We start from the raw sequence: 15,922 nt of genomic DNA, 5'->3' as shown, positions 1-15,922 counted from the left end.
GCGCTCCTGGCGTACACGGCTCCTAGAGAGGATCTCTAGGAGCCGTGTACGCCAGGAGCGCGCTATTCGCAGTCCACTCCCACACCTCCACCGCCAGCGCCAGTTCCTCTACCCAGTCCTCATCTATGTATGTGTAAAATCCCTCTTCCAGCATCTGCCCGGTTGCATCCTCGCGTAGCCAGGCCTGGACCTGGCTGCTTTTGGCTAATCGGCTGTCCCAGGCATGATTGCTGATCACCTCGGCGAGCTGGCGCAGCGACGAAGGCATGCACATATCTCGCCAGGCGTTCAGAAAAGGCGCCAAATCATCGATACCATAGAGCATCGCCTCCAGGTATTCACTGGCGAGCAGGCTATCCTCCTCGCGCCCCGGATGGCCCGCCAGTATCCAGCGCCAGAGCGCTAGCAGATAGTTGGTGACCGCTTCACGCTCTTGCTCTGTCCACTCTTTGCAGTAGCCCAGCTTCCCAAAGATGACGAAGAGATACGGTAGGTCTCTCCGCTCCTGGGCGTCACTCACCAATTCCAGGATACGCGGCAGAAAATGTTTGAAGTCGTCCTCATCTCCCCAGGTGCTCATAGCCTTCCATGTAAACCGCTCCAGGTCGTAGCCGTCCAACTGGCGCAGAACTTTGGAGGCAATTCGCTCCTGATCTGCCCTGGAAACGCAGCAAGGACAGCCTATAACGGGATGACGCAATGGATAACTGGCGAAAGTCCCGTACAATGTCTCGATTGCTTCGTGTAAATATGCTAGTGGGTCAACTCGCAATTGGTTTGCAAAAGAGGAAAGAAAGGGGTAAACTGCAGGAAAAAGAAGCAGGAAGGAGCCAGCGATGGGAAGACCAAGAAAAGAAGAACTCCGAGATCTGAAGAAAGAAGAGCAGAAAGAGCTGACACGAGTAGTGAAAGCGACGAGTGAGCGTCTGGATGCCGTGAAACGAGCCAAAGCCCTGCTGGCAGTGGCAGCGGGAGCGACGCTGACAGTGGCGGGGCAGGAAGCGGGTCTGAGCCGGGAGGCAGTGGCTCAAATAGTTCACCGCTTTAACCAGTGTGGGCTTGCGGTTCTGGAAACAGCAACCGGGCGTGGTCGCAAACCAACGTATACGAGCGCGCAGCGGGCGCTTATCCTCGCAGAAGTCCAGCGCGAACCGGATCGTAAAAAGGATCAGACGGCCACCTGGTCGCTGATGCTGCTACGCGATGCCCTGCGCAAGACGGACCTGCCCCAGGTCGCCGCCGAAACGATTCGGGAGGTGCTCCACGAAGCAGGCTACAGCTACCAGCGCACGCGGACCTGGTGCCATACCGGCTACGCGCTGCGCAAGCGCAAAAGCGGGACAGTGACGGTGTATGACCTGGAGACGCCGGAAAAAAAAGACTGATCGAACTGGCCTGCGAGCAAGCCGAAGCAGACGGAATTGTGCAGTTGAACGAAGACGAAGCCGGACCCTATCAGGCCATTCCCCAGCCAGGGGCTTCGTGGGAACCAGAAGGCCATCCTGCTACGCAACCACATGAGTACGAGCGCGGGGGCACCGCCAAACTGCTGACTCTGTTCCGTCCAGCCACGGGCCACCTGCGCGCCAAAGGCGTGCTGTCTGCTCCTAACGCGGTGTTGCATCCCTGGCTGATCGAGCAACTCACCGAGATCTTAGCTGACATCGAAAAGAAGCATCCAGCAGCAAGCCAGCTGCCGGAGGAGGAGCGCCCTGTCTGCGCACGCTGGGAGACCTGGCTGGGCCATCCCCCACGCAATCCTGAGCCGCCCTTACGCATTGTACTGGTGCTGGATAATCTGGCGGGACACCTCTCATATGATCTGGTGCGTTGGTTCTTTGATCACGGAGTCATGCCGCTCTACACGCCCATTGGTGGTTCCTGGCTCAACATGGCGGAGTCGGTGCAGCGCATCATTGTGAGCCGCGCCCTCTGCGGGCAGCATCCCAAAGATGCGCAACAAGTCATTGAGTGGTTAGAGCAGACGGTGGCAGGCTGGAATGCTGATCCGACACCCTTTGTCTGGAATGGCAACCGACGCAGGCGTCGTGAACGCGCTCGCCTGCGCCGGTTAGCTGGCTCTGGGGCGGCCATGCGGGTTTGCCAGCCATTTGTCAGTTGACCCACTAGTTCATTCATGAGCTGATTGTATATCGGACCTGTAACTTATTTGGGTAGAACCCCACTAAGATGTGGTTGGCGAAATCAAAAATTGGGCTCGTGAAGGAGAACAACAAATCTCTGGTTTGAGCTCAGGAAACCAATTCGCCAACAATATCACTAACTGGTGCTAAATTGCAAGATATAGAAACGTAAAGTATAAAAGTTGGTTTCGCTACTAGGCGTGAGGATATGCACTTGGTAGTGGACTACTATCGTGAAAGCTCTTTTTTTGGCCGAGATATTTATAGTGTCAGCAATAATAAAGACATAGGTGGTATATCATGGCTTTGTCTTTATCTCACTTTCTTATGCTTATCTTATGGAACAAGTAAAGAGAGATACACGTCTTCTCTAAGAGAGATAGATGTATTTGACGTAAAAGCCTTCATGTATTAAGGAGGGATTATGAAGTGTAACAGCCGGGTAATAATAGCTCTCTGTTTGAGCATGTTCCTTGTGCTTGTGTTTGCTAGCTGTGACAATATATCAGCACAGGGGCCATCCAATCAACCGAAAGTTAAGGAAACTAAGATTAGTCAGCCTGATCGCTTGCATGTTGACCTTATCAACGCTCCTCCTCAGATCGATGTTCCTGTCTTTATTGATATTAAGACCTACTTTACCCAAACCGTTCAAGATCCACAACGGGTACAAACGCTTTATACCGCTATTTTTCGTTTGCCACGCATCACGCATTACTCCGTTTCTTGCCCAAGGGATTCAGGTTATCGTTATCGCCTGACCTTTTCCGAGAGGAATATCACACTGCCAGGGATGGTTGTCGCTCCTACTGGCTGTCGCTTGGTCGTGGTGTCAAAAGGTGAAAGGTATCTGCCAGATGAAGCCTTCTGGTCTCTCTTTGCTAGTACGCTTGGGGTGCCTACCAAAGATGTGATGGCTCCGCCATGTCTCCAACAGTCTTCTGTCTTCGAACCAGGACCAAAAAATTGTAAGGAGATGTAGTGAAAGTGGCTGGTAAATAAAATGAGTATTGCATTCAATGACCTGGTAGCGCGTTTTGATGCACCAGAGGTGTGCGCGCTTGTCTTGATGGGGAGCCATGCGCGAGGAGAGGCTGGACCCTATAGCGATATCGACCTGGTACGCTTTACATATAAAGCAGAGCCCTCTGAGCCGGAGAGCTTTCTCTTTCAGGAGCGCTTGCTGGTTGTGAGTACGGTTGGGCCGGATGAAGTCGAGCGCTGGTTTCATGAGCCACAGGCGGCGACTGATACGATTGCTGGTGTGCGCTGTGCTCGGGCGTTGCTGGATCGCGAGGGCTATTTTGCTCAGATCCAGGCCCGGGCCAAAGTCTTTGTATGGGATGATGCTATGCAGCAGCGAGCCAACCGCTGGGCGAGCGAGATGCTGGTGGGCAATGCCGAGGAGGCTCGCAAGGGATTGGAAGGTCTACGCCGCAATGACGTCGGGCGCCTGTTGAATGCTCGCTTTGGCCTGTCCTGGAGCATGAGTCGTGTAATGAAAGTGCAGCATGGTATCTTACTCTCTGGTGATAATGCTATCTATGACGAGGTGGCGCAGGCTATGGATGATCAGCCAGAATGGGTGCGCCTGCGCCGCGCCGCCTTTGGTATTGAGGATGAACGCGGACATGCCCTCACTCTGCACGAACAGGTGCGGGCCGGTCTCCAGCTCTATGCTCTAACAGCAAGGTTGCTCTCTCCCATATTGCTGCTAGAGCATAGGCCGCTCATCGAGCATACCGTCTCATTGATTCAAAGAGCCCTTCCGACCGCGCCTGAATTCATTAGGGAGACATAACGCAGATTCTCATTTGTGTTCGTGGGGTAGGCGCGAGAGTAGCTGGCGTATGGTCACAAAGCGGTAGCCGCGCCCAAGGAGGGTTTCTATTATTTTTGGTAGGGCGGCAAGCGTCTGGGAGCGGTCGCCCCCCCCATCGTGCATCAGGATGATTGAGCCATTTTTCACATAGTCGAGCACATTATGTAGAATTGTATCCGTGCCGGGGCGCGACCAGTCGTGTGCATCAACATCCCAGGCCACCGCGACCAGTCGGAGGCTGGTTGCGAGTTGAAGTGAAGATGCGTTATATGCCCCATAGGGGGGACGCATCGCAAGAGGTCGCTGGTGGGTTACCCGTTCGATCGTGTTGCTGGTATGTTGCAACTGCCAGTACTGGCCCTTCAGGCTTAAACCGGTCATGTCGGGATGACTCCAGCTATGATTTTCAATCTCATACCCGGCCTTATAGGCGCGCAACGTCAGATCAGGAAAGGCCTGAACCTGGCGTCCGATGCAGAAGAAGGTGGCTTTAATTTGATACGCTTCAAGAGCGTCCAGTACCTTCGCTGTAAAATTGGGGAAGGGTCCATCATCAAAGGTCAGGGCAACTTCGCGTAGGTTCTTGTTTCCGTGGGTGATCAAATGATTCGTTCAGTTCTTGCATTTTCATGCAACGATGCAAAGGTAGCATGGGACCGCGCTAATCTTTCAGCCAACGCTGAGCTTACATTCCCCACTATACGTAACATTTCCCACTATACATAATATTTTCCTACCACACAAGCTTCTAAGTGCTTTAGCTAGCGTAAACAAACTTTTAATATAATTATACCATCTACACAAAATAATGTACCTTTCTAACCTGGTGTATGCGGCTACTCCTCTGATGCAGGAGTAACCGCGTATGCTAGTAACGGGCTCTATCCTGAGCTTGACATCACAGGGTTTTCCTTGGTACGAAGTTTGGTTTTTGTATTCTACAAGGAAAACTCTTCTTTTTTGCCTCCCGTTTTGAGAATTGGAAGCCCTGTGTCCAGATCCGTTTCCTTGACGAGCTATCCCCAGGGATTATACACTGGAACTGTTCAGGTAATGATGTATCTCTGTGTGCTCTATACATGGAAGGATCTTCTTTTGCTATCGCCTCTAAATCGATTCAAAACATTTTTTACAAATCTCCAATTCTCGCGCCCCTTCTGGTTCCTTATCACAGGTTCTTTTATTAATCGTGCTGGAAACTTTGTCATGCCCTTTTTCGCGCTCTATCTTACCTCTTTCCGGCATTTCTCCATTAGCGAGGCCGCGCTGGTCGTCTCGCTCATGGGATTAGGTTCGCTGGCGGCGGGTGCATGTGGTGGAATGCTGGCCGATATGCTTGGTCGCCGGGTCACGATCCTGATTAGTTTGCTGGCTGCGGCGGTGATGATGCTGGCCTTGAGCTTCGCGGGGAACGTCTGGCTGATTGTGGTCCTGGCGATCATCTATATGCTGTTTAATGACCTCGCGCGTCCCGCGACCTCAGCGGCGATTGCCGATATGACGCCGCGTGATAAGCTGGCGCAGGCGTATAGTCTGCGTTACTGGGCGAACAATATTGGTTCAGCCATTGGCCCGATCATCGCGGGCCTGCTGGCTCCCGTCTCGTATCTGCTACTCTTCCTGGGCGACGCGCTCACCACGTTCTGCTTTGGCGTCCTGATCTGGTTTGGTGTTCCTGAGACGCGTCTGCTTCGCACAGTCAAGAGTGAGGAGCGCACCGAGCGACCTGGGTTGCTGCGCATAGCCCTGGCCGATCCCTGGCTCTGGAGTTACGCACTATTAGGGCTGCTCTTCGATATGGTCTATTTTCAGCATGTGACCGCCATGCCGCTTGATATGCAGGCGCACGGCCTGAGTCCGCTTATCTATGGCTCGGTCATGGCCATCAACGCCGTCCAGGTGGTCCTCATCAGCCTGCCACTCACCGCGTTTTTCAATCGACGCTCACCAAACACCTCGCTGGCGATTGCTGCCCTCTTCCTGGGGGCTGGCATGAGCGTGTTTAGCTGGTGGCATTCCTATCCTGGCTATCTCGTGGGCGTCATGATCTGGACAGTAGGTGAGATCCTGAATTATCCCATTTCGACTGCCATCATTGTCGACATCTCGCCAAAGCACCTGCGTGGTACCTATCAAGGTGTTTTCCAGACTGTACGCGCCCTGTCAACTGTAATCGCGCCCGCGCTAGGCGGTTTCGCTTTGCAATACCTGGGTGCAACGTTCTTCTGGCAATGCTGTCTCGTCACGGGCTTGCTGATTGCGCTTGGTTACTTTATCCTGGGCAACGCGCGCCGCGTCCGCGAGGCCCGTCTCGCCCTGCACGTTGTCGAGCCGCTTCCCGCCGCGTCCCCTGTGGGGAGTGAAATCTCGGTTAGTGAGTGAGTCCGCTACTAGCGTACGCGGCTACAAAGGAGAAAAATGCAAGTACTCTGTTCAACTGGTGCCTTCACCCGCAATTCTGACCCTCACTGCCACGAGGTCATCTTGAAGTATAGCCAGGAGTTTGTGGCGGATGGCCTGGAAATTATGTTTTATCCTCGCTGGTATCAAGAGCCCGAACCCATTATCCGTGCCTTACGCACCTGCAAGCTGCCTTTCCCGGTAATGCATATGGAGAAAAGCATCGGCGAATACTTCGGCAGCAGTGATACAAGCGGGCGAGAGCAGGGAGTCCTGCGCTTTGAGCAGAATTGCATCTTCGCCCAACAGCTAGGGGTAAAGATCGCAGTACTCCATTTGTGGGGGATGCCATCGTCTGACTTCCATCTGGAGTATAACTTGCAACCCTTAGCGCGTTGCCTGGATCTCGCTGAGCATTATGGGCTCACGCTGGCTATCGAGACCATTCCCTGTAATCGTGCTGACCCCCTCTCCAACGTCAAGCAAGCCTTTGAGCATGATCCTCGTGCGCGCGTGACCTTAGATACTGAATTCCTGGCGTGGCATGATCAGCTTGAAGCCGTCTTCACAGCCTCCTGGCTCTGGCAGGCAAAGCTGGTACGCCATGTGCATCTGAAAGACCACCATGGCCTGCTCGCCTCAAGCGAGGGGCGCTACTACCTGCATCCGGGCGAGGGGCATATTGATTTTCATCGCTTTGTGCGGCAACTGAAAGCAGCTGAATTTGATGGAGCTCTGAGCCTGGAGGCGCGAGCTGTCGACTCCGAGGGCGAGATCGATGTCGCGCGCATTCAGACGAGCCTGCAATTCATCAGGGACTTGATCACCGAACGTCAAGATGATCAAAGTGAACAATGAATGGAAAGTCGAGGATGTACCAGTTTATCAAACCGCGCCAGAAGACCCCTGTTTTTGAAACACTGTCTTTTACCCACATTTAACAATTGATCGCATGTGTGAGCTTGGAAACGCTGCTGATGGGTTTTCATTTTCAATGGAAACGGTCTGTGCTCAAGCTCGCTTTGTTAAATGTGGGTAAGAGTCAGGTTTTTGAAACATGGGGATGAATGGCGCGTTCCTTTTATGAGGTGGATAAGGTGGTGCACATTGTTGTATCTTTACATCTTATATGCTATAATGTAATGCATGAAATAGAAACGCGCGTTCAAGTACCGGGTGTACCCCACAGCACAACAACAGCAGATCCTTGCTCAGACCTTTGGGTGCTGTCGCTTCATCTATAACTGGGCATTGCGCAAGAAAACTGATGCCTATTACAACGAGCAGCGACGCCTCTATTACAAAGATCTGAGCCTCTTGCTGACTGAGCTGAAACAGCAAGAAGAGACCCACTGGTTGAATGAGGTTTCTAGTGTGCCCTTGCAGCAGGCTCTTCGTCACCTGGACAAAGCGTTTCTCAATTTCTTTGAAGGGCGTGCCAAATATCCTGCCTTCCACAAGAAACGGAACACCCAATCCGCGACCTATACCGCCAATGCCTTCACCTGGCGCAAGGGCTGTCTCACCCTTGCCAAGATGAGTGAGCCCCTTGATATACGCTGGTCGCGCCCTCTGCCAAAAGACGCCCCCCCTTCGAGTGTCACCATCTCCAAAGACTGTGCTGGCCGCTACGCGCATCAGCATCCTGGTGGAAGACGAGATTGCCCAATTGCCTGCCAATGAGCAGGCAATTGGTGCTGACCTTGGCTTGAAGTCCTTTGTCGTCCTCTCCACGGGCGAAGTGGTGGGCAATCCCAGATTCTTTCACAAGGATGAGAAGAAGTTGGCGAAAGCCCAACGCCGCCATGCCAGGAAGAAAAAGGGGTCGAAGAATCGAGACAAAGCACGTCTCAAGGTCGCACGTCTTCACGCCCGTATCGCTGATCGTCGCCGTGACTTTCTGCACAAGCTCTCGACTCGCCTGATCCGTGAGAACCAAACGATCTGCGTAGAGAGCTTGCAGGTCAAGAACATGCTCAAGCACCCGACCCTCAGCAAAGCCATCAGTGATGTGGGGTGGTCCGAGTTTGTGTCCCAATTGGAATACAAAGCCGACTGGTACGGTCGCAACGTGGTCAAGATCGACAAGTGGTATCCCTCCAGTAAACGGTGTTTCGCGTGTGGGCATATTCTCACCTCCTTACCGCTTGATGTTCGTCAATGGGACTGTCCAGGGTGTGGTGTCCACCATGACCGCGACATCAATGCTGCCAAGAATATTGTGACCGTGGGGCTCACGGTCCTCAACGCCTGTGGAGAGTCCGTAAGACCTGGACGGGTTTTGGCTCGTTTGGGCAAGACTCCGCGAAGCAGGAAACCCTCGAGGTGACTCGAGGAATCCCCTGGCTTTAGCCATGGGGAGGATGTCAATGTAAGTAAGGTGGTGTAAACCGTGGGTCTGGCCCCAAAAAGCATATAATGAAGTAACTACATTTGAACTTGGAGGGACCCTTGACACGAAATCCGCTTTTCAACTGGCCCACACGTGAATGGGCAACTGCTCAGCCTGAAATGCTAGGGGTGAATGGCGATATATTATGCCAGCTAGAGGCTGAGGCGCAGAACATCGAGAGGCTACTTAGCCTCCTGGTTATACGCTCTGGTGCTATCGTCTTTGAGAGTTACTATCACGGAGGGCAGCGCGACCTATATCATAACGTGAATTCAGTCACCAAGTCTGTGCTTGCTACACTCATTGGTATCGCTTTGGAAAAGGGATATTTTCACAGCCTGGATCAGCCCTTGCTCAGCTTCTTTCCCGAATACGCTCCCGCCAATCTCGATGAGCGCAAGCAGCGTGTCACGCTCCGCCATCTGCTGACCATGACCAGCGGACTCCAGACGCCCGGTGAAGACACAATTGATCACTTTCTTGAAGATAGCGCGACGATCCAGAGGCTCTTAGATTTGCCCATGCGTGATGAGCCGGGAGAAGTCTACTACTATAACAGTGTTGACCCGCACTTGCTCACTATTTTGCTTACACGTGTCACAGGCATGACAACAGCGCAATTTGCGCGCACGTACCTCTTCGATACCCTAGGTATCTGGCGCGATAGCCAAGGTAATCCCGATCCCTGGCTTCGGCATCCCTCCCTGGCAGGACCCATGCATCCCTTTGGTTTATCAGATGGGCATCTTCCCTGGGCAGTAGATGCACAGGGCTATTATATTGGAGCCTTTGGCTTGCGCCTGACAACGCGTGAAATGGCGAAGCTTGGCTATCTCTATCTCATGCGTGGCCGCTGGGATGAACAACAGGTACTCTCCAGCGCCTTCATTGAAGAGGCTACCAGCGAGCACACCAGGACTCCTCGCAACGAGGGCTATGGCTATTATTGGTATCGATCAGGCTTCGCTGGCTACTCTGCTGAATGCGCTATTGGCTTTGGGGGCCAGATCATCGCTGTGCTACCGCAGCTCGACCTCGTTGTCGCTACCACATGTGAACCTGTACCAGGTTCGTCAGTCAGGCGCCTACTGGAGGACTTTATCGTGCCAGCTTGTAAGCCTGAAGCAGGGTGATGGTGTGGAAACTACCCGACCCAGGAGGGTTTGGCATAAATATTACATATGTTTCAATAAGATGCAGTGCCGCCTCCGCTCAGGAGGCGGCACTGCATCTTATTGAGCTAATCTATGTTGCGCACGCCGGGATGCAGTAGCCCCAGGCCGACGATAAGCACGCTGAGGAGGCCGCCAACCAGGAAGGTCATGGAGGGTCCGATGTGGTCGGCGGCTATGCCCGCCAGGGCGTAGCCGATGGGCAGAAGCGAGTAGGAGCCAAGTGCGTCGATGCTGGAGACGCGCCCCAGGAGTTCGTCCGGCACCAGCTCTTGCAGACTATTGGCCCAGACCAGGTTGAGCGTGCTCGTACCTGCTCCCAATATGAACATCACGAGGCACATCACCACAAGCACCAGGGGCAGGCCTATGACAAAGAGCATCAGTGACGCGACCATCCAGGGAAGGTAGACCAGGTAGCCCCGGTGGCGCAGGCGTTTCATGCATCCCAGCCAGATCGCCGCCAGAATCGAGCCCGTGGCCTCGAAGGCCAGGATAAAGCCATAGAGCTGAGCGTTCGCGCCAAAGCGCAGCTTGACGAGCAGGGGCATCGCCGCGTCCAGGGGGCCGCTCAGGGTCAGGTTGCTGAGGCCCGCGACGGCGATGGTCACCCACAGCCAGGGCGAGGCGAGCACCGTTCCGATCCCCTCGCGTAGATCCTTCAGCACGCTCGATTCAGCTTCCATCGTGCGTACCAGGGCGCCCTTGCGCGGCATGGAGAGCAGACAGATAGCCGAGACGATAAAAGACAGGGCATCAAAGCCGAAGGCCAGGGCTGTGCCGCCCTGGGCGATCACCAGGCCCGCCAGCAGGGGGCCAATGATGCCAGCCAGGCGGGCGCTAATGCTGCGTAGTGAGTTCGCGCTGGGCAGGGCCTCGGACGGCACGACCTCCGGCACGATGGCGGTATAGGCGGGATAAAAGAAGGCATCTACCACGCCGAAGAGCGCGCTGATGACTAGCACATGCCAGACCTCCAGCAGTTGCATGGCGGCCAGGAGCGCGGCCACGCCTACAATAGCAGCACGTGCGAAGTCTGAGCCCAGCATCATATGCAGGCGCGAGAAGCGATCTACAACCACGCCTCCCAGCAGGAGTAGCAGGAGCGTCGGCGCATTAGCAAAGATCAGCACCAGGCCCATCGTGGTCGCCGAACCCGTTTTCTCCAGCCCCCACCAGGCCAGCGCCACCGTATAGAAGCTATCACCCAGGCGCGAGATAGTCTGCCCGCTCCACAGCAGGGCAAAAGCACGGTGACTAAGCGACTTAAAGAAATCCATAAAACAGATACTTCCTTCTGTCGAAACAATCTCAAAGCCCTTGCCTGTCTGATCATATTTATATAACGTGATGCGCAAGTGAGTGAGGGTTCAGAGGCGCAGTGTCCTAGTGAGGTTGAGATGCCTCAAACCTCTTAGCGTGTGAATGGGGTCCAGGGGCAGCGCCTCTGGCGGGGTTTGGGGTGTCCCCAATCTCCTCACCCTCTTGCCGCCGCAGGCGGCAGAAGTAACTTGCACATTGGGGTAAAGCAGGAAGAAGGAGTTTCCAGAAGGAGAGCGTCTCAGAGGATGAAAAGAGACAAGCAAGCAGAAGGCTTTTTGCCACGAGACAACGCCTGCCAAAAGCAAACCAGGGATATGCAAAAGAGAGGCACACAGCGCCTCACAAAGAAAGCAGCGGGAAAAGTCAGCTTCGGGCAAACCTTATCAGGAAACTCGCGTACCTGGCGTTGCTCGTTTACTCACTAATCGTTCCTCCAAAATAATCTTATACCATCAATATACGCTAATCGCCCAGTAAAAGCAAGAGGCGCGGCTACTACACTTTTTTCGAGAGCCAGTGGTAGGCGTAGAGCCTGTGGAAGCCAGCGGTGGTGCCCAGGCCGAGCATGGAGGCATTATCGCTGCTGGTCATGAAGGAGGCCGTGTCGACGTCCCGCGCCTTGAGGTAATGCAGACCGCCCAGGAGCACGGCACGGCCCAGTCCCCGGCGCTGGTAGTCAGGGTGGACACCTATAGGGTCGGTATAGCCCCAGTTGCGTCCACTCTGCGCGTTCTCCTCAGGGTGTACTTGGCATATACAGTACGCGATGAGTGCTCCACCTGGCGCCTCGATCACCAGGTCCCCGCGAGGATCATAATCCGGTTCGCGCATGATCGAGAGGCGCTGCTCAACCGTCATATTCTGTGTGCCGAAAGCGGCGCGATGCAGTGCAACACATGCCTCGGCCTCCGCTTCTCCCGCCACATGTCGCAGCCTGTAGCCCACTGGTAGCTTCGGTTCAGGAAGCTCCTCGGCAAGTGTCCGCACCATTACTGGTACCTCGCCCTCTTCAAGCACAAATCCTGCCTGGAGAAGGTAGTGCAGCCGCTGCTCATCGCTATCGCGGCAATTGGTTCCCAACCCTCGCTCTTCTTCGCCCACTCCACTGGCGGCGCGCATCGCCGTCGCATAGGCGATAATCTCTGTGGGAATGCTCGTCTCCCACGCCAGTGGATGTATCAAGAATGAGAAGAAGCCAGACGGAAGCGCCACATTCGCATAAGCCAGGAGCTGGCCCTCGCCATCCTCCCACAGCCGAATATGTGTGTGTTGCCCACTCCGCACCGGATTAAGAAACTCATGCAGATCCGTCAGCGAGGGATAATCGGCCACGTTCTCCGGCGTCGTACACGTCCGCCGTAGTGCCAGCACCGCCTCCCTATCCACCTCCTCTACATACGTCCGCGTAATGAATGCCATATGGCGTCCTGCCTTTCCATGATAAGTAAATGAGCAATTACAGATCGAGTAGTGCTTGTAAACCGCGCACCTACTCTCACCTTCTAGGGAATGCCCCACGCTCAGCAGGAGGTGCGCGATTTACAAGCACTTCCTTTTTCTCCTGCATGGGCGTGGGAGGTTGCGGGAGATGCTTCACACCCCGTACCGCTCCAGCAGAGGCCTGGCATACTGCTCAAAGAACGCCGGATTATCCTCCCGCAACCAATAGAGCGGCCTCAGCAACACCGGCGGCAAATTATGTGCCAGCGCCTGCTCAATTGCCTCCACAGCCAGGTGCGGCCTCCCCCGATAATAGTAGGCGCATAACATCCCCTTCCAGAAAAGCTCCCCTTCCGCTTCAGGTTCTTCTCGAAGCATCTCCTCTAATTTCTCTAACCCTTCTTCGAGCTTTCCCCGCAGCCCAAGCGCAACTCCTAGACAAAGTTGAGCCGTAGATTCTTACGGGTTAATTGCTGCAATCTGCTCCAAACGTTCCGCCAAATCCAGCCCAGGTCTTGTATTGGTTAAAGATGCGAAAGTGTGCATCCATTTAGTCATCACATATTCGGGGCCTTTGTCTGTTGCTATTGCAAAGTCTTGTTGCGCCTTTTCTATATCTTTAACATGTAAGTACAAATATCCTCGACCTAAGTAGGCAATAGCGTAGCTGGGATTGAGGCGAATGGCAGTGTTAAAGTTGTTAATGGCCTTGTCAAACTGTTGCAGTCCGGCATAGGTAATGCCTTGTACAATGAATGCATGTATATGCTTCGGTTCTAACTCAATGGCCTGATTCAAAAAGTGGATGCTCTCATTGTATCTTTTTTCACCGTGAAGTTTGTAGCCAAGGTCATAATAAGCTTCAGCAAGTGCTTCTTTCAGCTCTTCTTCTTGAGGTAGTTGTTCAAACGCTTTCTCATACCATTCCACTGCCTTCGCTTCATTCTGCCAGCGATTTGCATCTCCAAGGCGCCAGTAGAGGGCCGCCTCAAGTTCTTGAGGGTAATTCAATAGCGCTGGAAGCCTTCCTGGTGACTGAGAATAGTGTCTATGGAGTTCTTCAAGGGCCAATGCTTCTGAGGATGACTTCCGACTATAGAAGTAAATAAGCCCATTGGTTGCCCAATTCCACCTGCTTTTTTCTCGCATAGGAAGTGAATTAGCGAAGAAGGCTCCTATTTGCCTTGCCTCACGATTGATCCTACGGTTATAGATAGTTGCCACAATCATAAACGGCAGGAGGTATCGCAGACCCTCAGTGAGGTCGAGCCAGTAGAGTTGCTCGCAGAGGTCGAGGTAGAGGGCGGTCCAGTCTTCGTCTAGCAGGCGCTCTTTAAGGGTGCTATATGCTCGCCGCTGCTCTAGCTCTTGCAGGGCGGTCTCTATGCTCTCTTTCAGCGAGCTGTTGATGGCCTGGATCTCTGGCTCTTTGCGGCGCTCCAGGAGGAAGAGGCGCAGGAAGTGGCGTACCTCCTGGTGGAGCGAGGGCTCGCCCTTCTCGGTGAAGATGAAGCTGTAGCGGCGGTGCAGGTGACTGAGCGTCTCTTTGTAGCGTGTCTTTGCCTCTTCGGGCGTCAGGCCGAGCGCCCGTGCCAGGATCACAGACTCATCGGTGCGCCGGAGCAGGGCCAGGGCGTAGAGCTTGCCGCGCTCGCTCTCGTCGATGCGTGTGTGCTGAAGATAGCGGTAGACCATCTTGTCGATGATCTCTTTGCGCCCCTCGACCTCCTCGGTGACCTTGTTGATATCCACGGTCTCGCTGTAGAGCGTGGCGGCAATGTTGACGGTCAGGGGGATGCCCTTTGTGACATCCCAGACGCGTGTGATCTCGTCCTGTGCCAGCATTGGCAGGGGGGGTTCGCAGGGGAAGTGCTGGCAGAGCAGCTCGAAGTACTCTCGGATATTATCGGGCGTGAAGGCGCCGACGTCTTCGGAGTTGAAGTTGATCGAGAGGCCGCGTTCGAAGGGGACTAGGTCTTTGTAGCCATACTCGGGTGTGGTGCTGCGCTCGCGCTGGCCCACGCCCGACCAGAGGTTGTCGCGCCCGGCGATGATCCAGCCCACGCGCGGACCCGCCGCGGCCATGACCAGGCGTAGGAGCTGATCGCCCTCGTCGACCTCCTCATAGGTATCGAAGAAGATCAGGAGGGGATAGTTCGCGGCGCAATGGGCCAGGTCCCGCCCCAACGCGAAGCCCAGCCTCCGCGCCGGGTCCAGATACTCCTCCAATCGCTCGCCCAGGCGACGCTGGAAGCGCTGGTATAGGTAGCTGATCTGTTCGCCCGTCAGCTGGAGCAGCGTGTCCGCCCCCTTCTTGACCTTCTCGTTCTGGACAATTCCCTTGCTTCCCGGTACATACGTGCTCAGGGCGCTGGCCACGATGTCAATAGTCGCCCCGCGCAGGGCTGAGCCGAGATCATCCTGCTCGCGCCTGACCTCCTCCAGGATCTTGCCGCTCTCGTGTCTGACCTTCTCCACTTCGCCGACCGCCTGCTGATAGGCGCGAAAATCTCCAGGCTGTCTGTCGAGCCTGGAGGCGAGCTGCACACAGAGATCCTTGTAGTATGCCAGCGGGTCGAGGGCCTGCCCCTGGGAGGGCTGAGAGGGATTATAGATCGTGCGCCGCCCCTCGACGGCGAACTCCCAATCCACAGGGCTGCAGAGCGTGAGACGTCCACCCAATCCCTGCTCGTTCGCCTGAGCCGCGATGCCATAATAACGGTTGAGCAGCGTGCTCTTGCCAAAGCCGCCGCGCCCATAGAGCAGCACGACCAGCCCTGGCAGCTTGTTGCGAGGTGAGGGAAACTCTGGTGTGCCGGGCGCGTCGGCCTCCTCCTGGGCTAGCATATACTTCCACTCACGCAGCAAGCGGCAAAACTCGGCCATCTGCTGCTCGCGCCCAATAAAGATCTGGTTAAAGTCGAACGGTTCCTGCGCACCCTGCGCGCCCGGCTGAAGCGAGTGTGCCATCTACCCACATCCTTGCACAATCTACAATTTTTATACCTCTCTATAATAACGCCTTTCCAGCCTTTATTATACCCCTAACCTATTAACAATGGCGTCCCCTTCGCCCGGTGGTTCCCCAGCCCGATAGGGACCCGCTTTAGCGCGTCCGAATGCCATTCATGGCAGTGCGACGCAAGCCATTCTTTTGCAGGGCTACATCACAACCCAGAAATGGTTTGAGCTGCGCCTACAGGCGATGAATCGCCTTTGGACGCGCTAA

At 54.7% G+C, this 15,922-nt stretch carries 13 protein-coding genes and 1 pseudogene; 8 read left to right on the top strand and 6 right to left on the bottom strand.

Going from position 1 to position 15,922, the window contains the following annotated elements; all coding sequences use genetic code 11:
- Positions 1-22: 22 nt before the first annotated feature.
- Positions 23-727 (bottom strand): hypothetical protein, encoded by a 705-nt coding sequence (locus tag KTE_RS30330; protein ID WP_201388103.1) that lies wholly within the window; start codon positions 725-727, stop codon positions 23-25.
- Between the two features lie 109 nt (positions 728-836).
- Between KTE_RS30330 and KTE_RS30325 the strand changes: the two genes are divergently transcribed.
- The 4 genes from KTE_RS30325 (at position 837) to KTE_RS30310 (ending at position 3,945) form a co-directional block, all read left to right on the top strand.
- A complete protein-coding gene (locus KTE_RS30325; RefSeq protein ID WP_201378174.1) occupies positions 837-1,385 on the top strand; it encodes a helix-turn-helix domain-containing protein in 549 nt (182 codons plus the stop codon).
- A 38-nt stretch (positions 1,386-1,423) separates the two neighbouring features.
- Entirely contained in the window at positions 1,424-2,122 is a 699-nt protein-coding gene (locus KTE_RS30320) for a transposase (RefSeq protein WP_236600254.1), read from the top strand.
- A 446-nt stretch (positions 2,123-2,568) separates the two neighbouring features.
- The gene (locus KTE_RS30315; RefSeq protein ID WP_201388101.1) at positions 2,569-3,126 is read left to right on the top strand and encodes a hypothetical protein; all 558 of its coding nucleotides are present in this window, start codon (positions 2,569-2,571) and stop codon (positions 3,124-3,126) included.
- Positions 3,127-3,147: 21 nt separating this feature from the next.
- Positions 3,148-3,945, top strand: a complete 798-nt coding sequence (locus KTE_RS30310; RefSeq protein ID WP_201388099.1) for a nucleotidyltransferase domain-containing protein — start codon at positions 3,148-3,150, stop codon at positions 3,943-3,945.
- Positions 3,946-3,954: 9 nt separating this feature from the next.
- Here the strand turns inward: KTE_RS30310 and KTE_RS30305 are convergent, their stop codons facing one another.
- Positions 3,955-4,569, bottom strand: a complete 615-nt coding sequence (locus KTE_RS30305; protein ID WP_201388097.1) for a polysaccharide deacetylase family protein — start codon at positions 4,567-4,569, stop codon at positions 3,955-3,957.
- A 450-nt stretch (positions 4,570-5,019) separates the two neighbouring features.
- Here KTE_RS30305 and KTE_RS30300 point away from each other — a divergent pair, with 450 nt between their 5' ends.
- From KTE_RS30300 to KTE_RS30285, 4 genes and pseudogenes are all read left to right on the top strand, one after another.
- Positions 5,020-6,348 carry an MFS transporter gene (locus KTE_RS30300; RefSeq protein WP_307812047.1) on the top strand — a complete coding sequence of 443 codons (1,329 nt, stop codon included), beginning with the start codon at positions 5,020-5,022 and terminating at the stop codon, positions 6,346-6,348.
- Between the two features lie 36 nt (positions 6,349-6,384).
- Positions 6,385-7,224, top strand: coding sequence for a sugar phosphate isomerase/epimerase (locus tag KTE_RS30295; RefSeq protein WP_201388073.1), 840 nt, complete (start codon positions 6,385-6,387; stop codon positions 7,222-7,224).
- Between the two features lie 318 nt (positions 7,225-7,542).
- Positions 7,543-8,695: pseudogene (locus KTE_RS49885) on the top strand (RNA-guided endonuclease TnpB family protein).
- Positions 8,696-8,817: 122 nt separating this feature from the next.
- A complete protein-coding gene (locus KTE_RS30285) occupies positions 8,818-9,891 on the top strand; it encodes a serine hydrolase (RefSeq protein ID WP_201388071.1) in 1,074 nt (357 codons plus the stop codon).
- A 107-nt stretch (positions 9,892-9,998) separates the two neighbouring features.
- Here the strand turns inward: KTE_RS30285 and KTE_RS30280 are convergent, their stop codons facing one another.
- The 4 genes from KTE_RS30280 to KTE_RS30265 all read right to left on the bottom strand — a co-directional run bounded on the left by KTE_RS30280 (position 9,999) and on the right by KTE_RS30265 (position 15,663).
- Positions 9,999-11,210, bottom strand: a complete 1,212-nt coding sequence (locus tag KTE_RS30280; protein ID WP_201388069.1) for an MFS transporter — start codon at positions 11,208-11,210, stop codon at positions 9,999-10,001.
- A gap of 538 nt (positions 11,211-11,748) precedes the next feature.
- Complete coding sequence (locus tag KTE_RS30275) at positions 11,749-12,672, bottom strand: GNAT family N-acetyltransferase (RefSeq protein WP_201388067.1); 924 nt, start codon at positions 12,670-12,672, stop codon at positions 11,749-11,751.
- Between the two features lie 174 nt (positions 12,673-12,846).
- Positions 12,847-13,071: a hypothetical protein gene (locus tag KTE_RS30270; protein WP_201388065.1), complete on the bottom strand. Its 225-nt coding sequence runs from the start codon at positions 13,069-13,071 to the stop codon at positions 12,847-12,849.
- Between the two features lie 81 nt (positions 13,072-13,152).
- The gene (locus KTE_RS30265; RefSeq protein WP_201388063.1) at positions 13,153-15,663 is read right to left on the bottom strand and encodes a tetratricopeptide repeat protein; all 2,511 of its coding nucleotides are present in this window, start codon (positions 15,661-15,663) and stop codon (positions 13,153-13,155) included.
- Between the last annotated feature and the right edge of the window lie 259 nt (positions 15,664-15,922).

It is taken from the genome of Ktedonobacter sp. SOSP1-85 (genome assembly GCF_016587415.1).
Classification (GTDB): Bacteria; Chloroflexota; Ktedonobacteria; order Ktedonobacterales; family Ktedonobacteraceae; genus Ktedonobacter.
Note: the sequence above shows the minus strand (reverse complement) of the source record. Positions and strands in the feature narration are given on the sequence as shown.

What these genes read in the sequence shown, in the direction of transcription:
- KTE_RS30280 (WP_201388069.1), bottom strand. Translation starts at nt 11,210, where the DNA reads ATGGATTTCTTTAAGTCGCTTAGTCACCGTGCTTTTGCCCTGCTGTGG.
- KTE_RS30270 (WP_201388065.1), bottom strand. Translation starts at nt 13,071, where the DNA reads ATGCTTCGAGAAGAACCTGAAGCGGAAGGGGAGCTTTTCTGGAAGGGG.
- KTE_RS30325 (WP_201378174.1), top strand. Translation starts at nt 837, where the DNA reads ATGGGAAGACCAAGAAAAGAAGAACTCCGAGATCTGAAGAAAGAAGAG.
- KTE_RS30265 (WP_201388063.1), bottom strand. Translation starts at nt 15,663, where the DNA reads ATGGCACACTCGCTTCAGCCGGGCGCGCAGGGTGCGCAGGAACCGTTC.
- KTE_RS30315 (WP_201388101.1), top strand. Translation starts at nt 2,569, where the DNA reads ATGAAGTGTAACAGCCGGGTAATAATAGCTCTCTGTTTGAGCATGTTC.
- KTE_RS30300 (WP_307812047.1), top strand. Translation starts at nt 5,020, where the DNA reads ATGATGTATCTCTGTGTGCTCTATACATGGAAGGATCTTCTTTTGCTA.
- KTE_RS30275 (WP_201388067.1), bottom strand. Translation starts at nt 12,672, where the DNA reads ATGGCATTCATTACGCGGACGTATGTAGAGGAGGTGGATAGGGAGGCG.
- KTE_RS30295 (WP_201388073.1), top strand. Translation starts at nt 6,385, where the DNA reads ATGCAAGTACTCTGTTCAACTGGTGCCTTCACCCGCAATTCTGACCCT.
- KTE_RS30310 (WP_201388099.1), top strand. Translation starts at nt 3,148, where the DNA reads ATGAGTATTGCATTCAATGACCTGGTAGCGCGTTTTGATGCACCAGAG.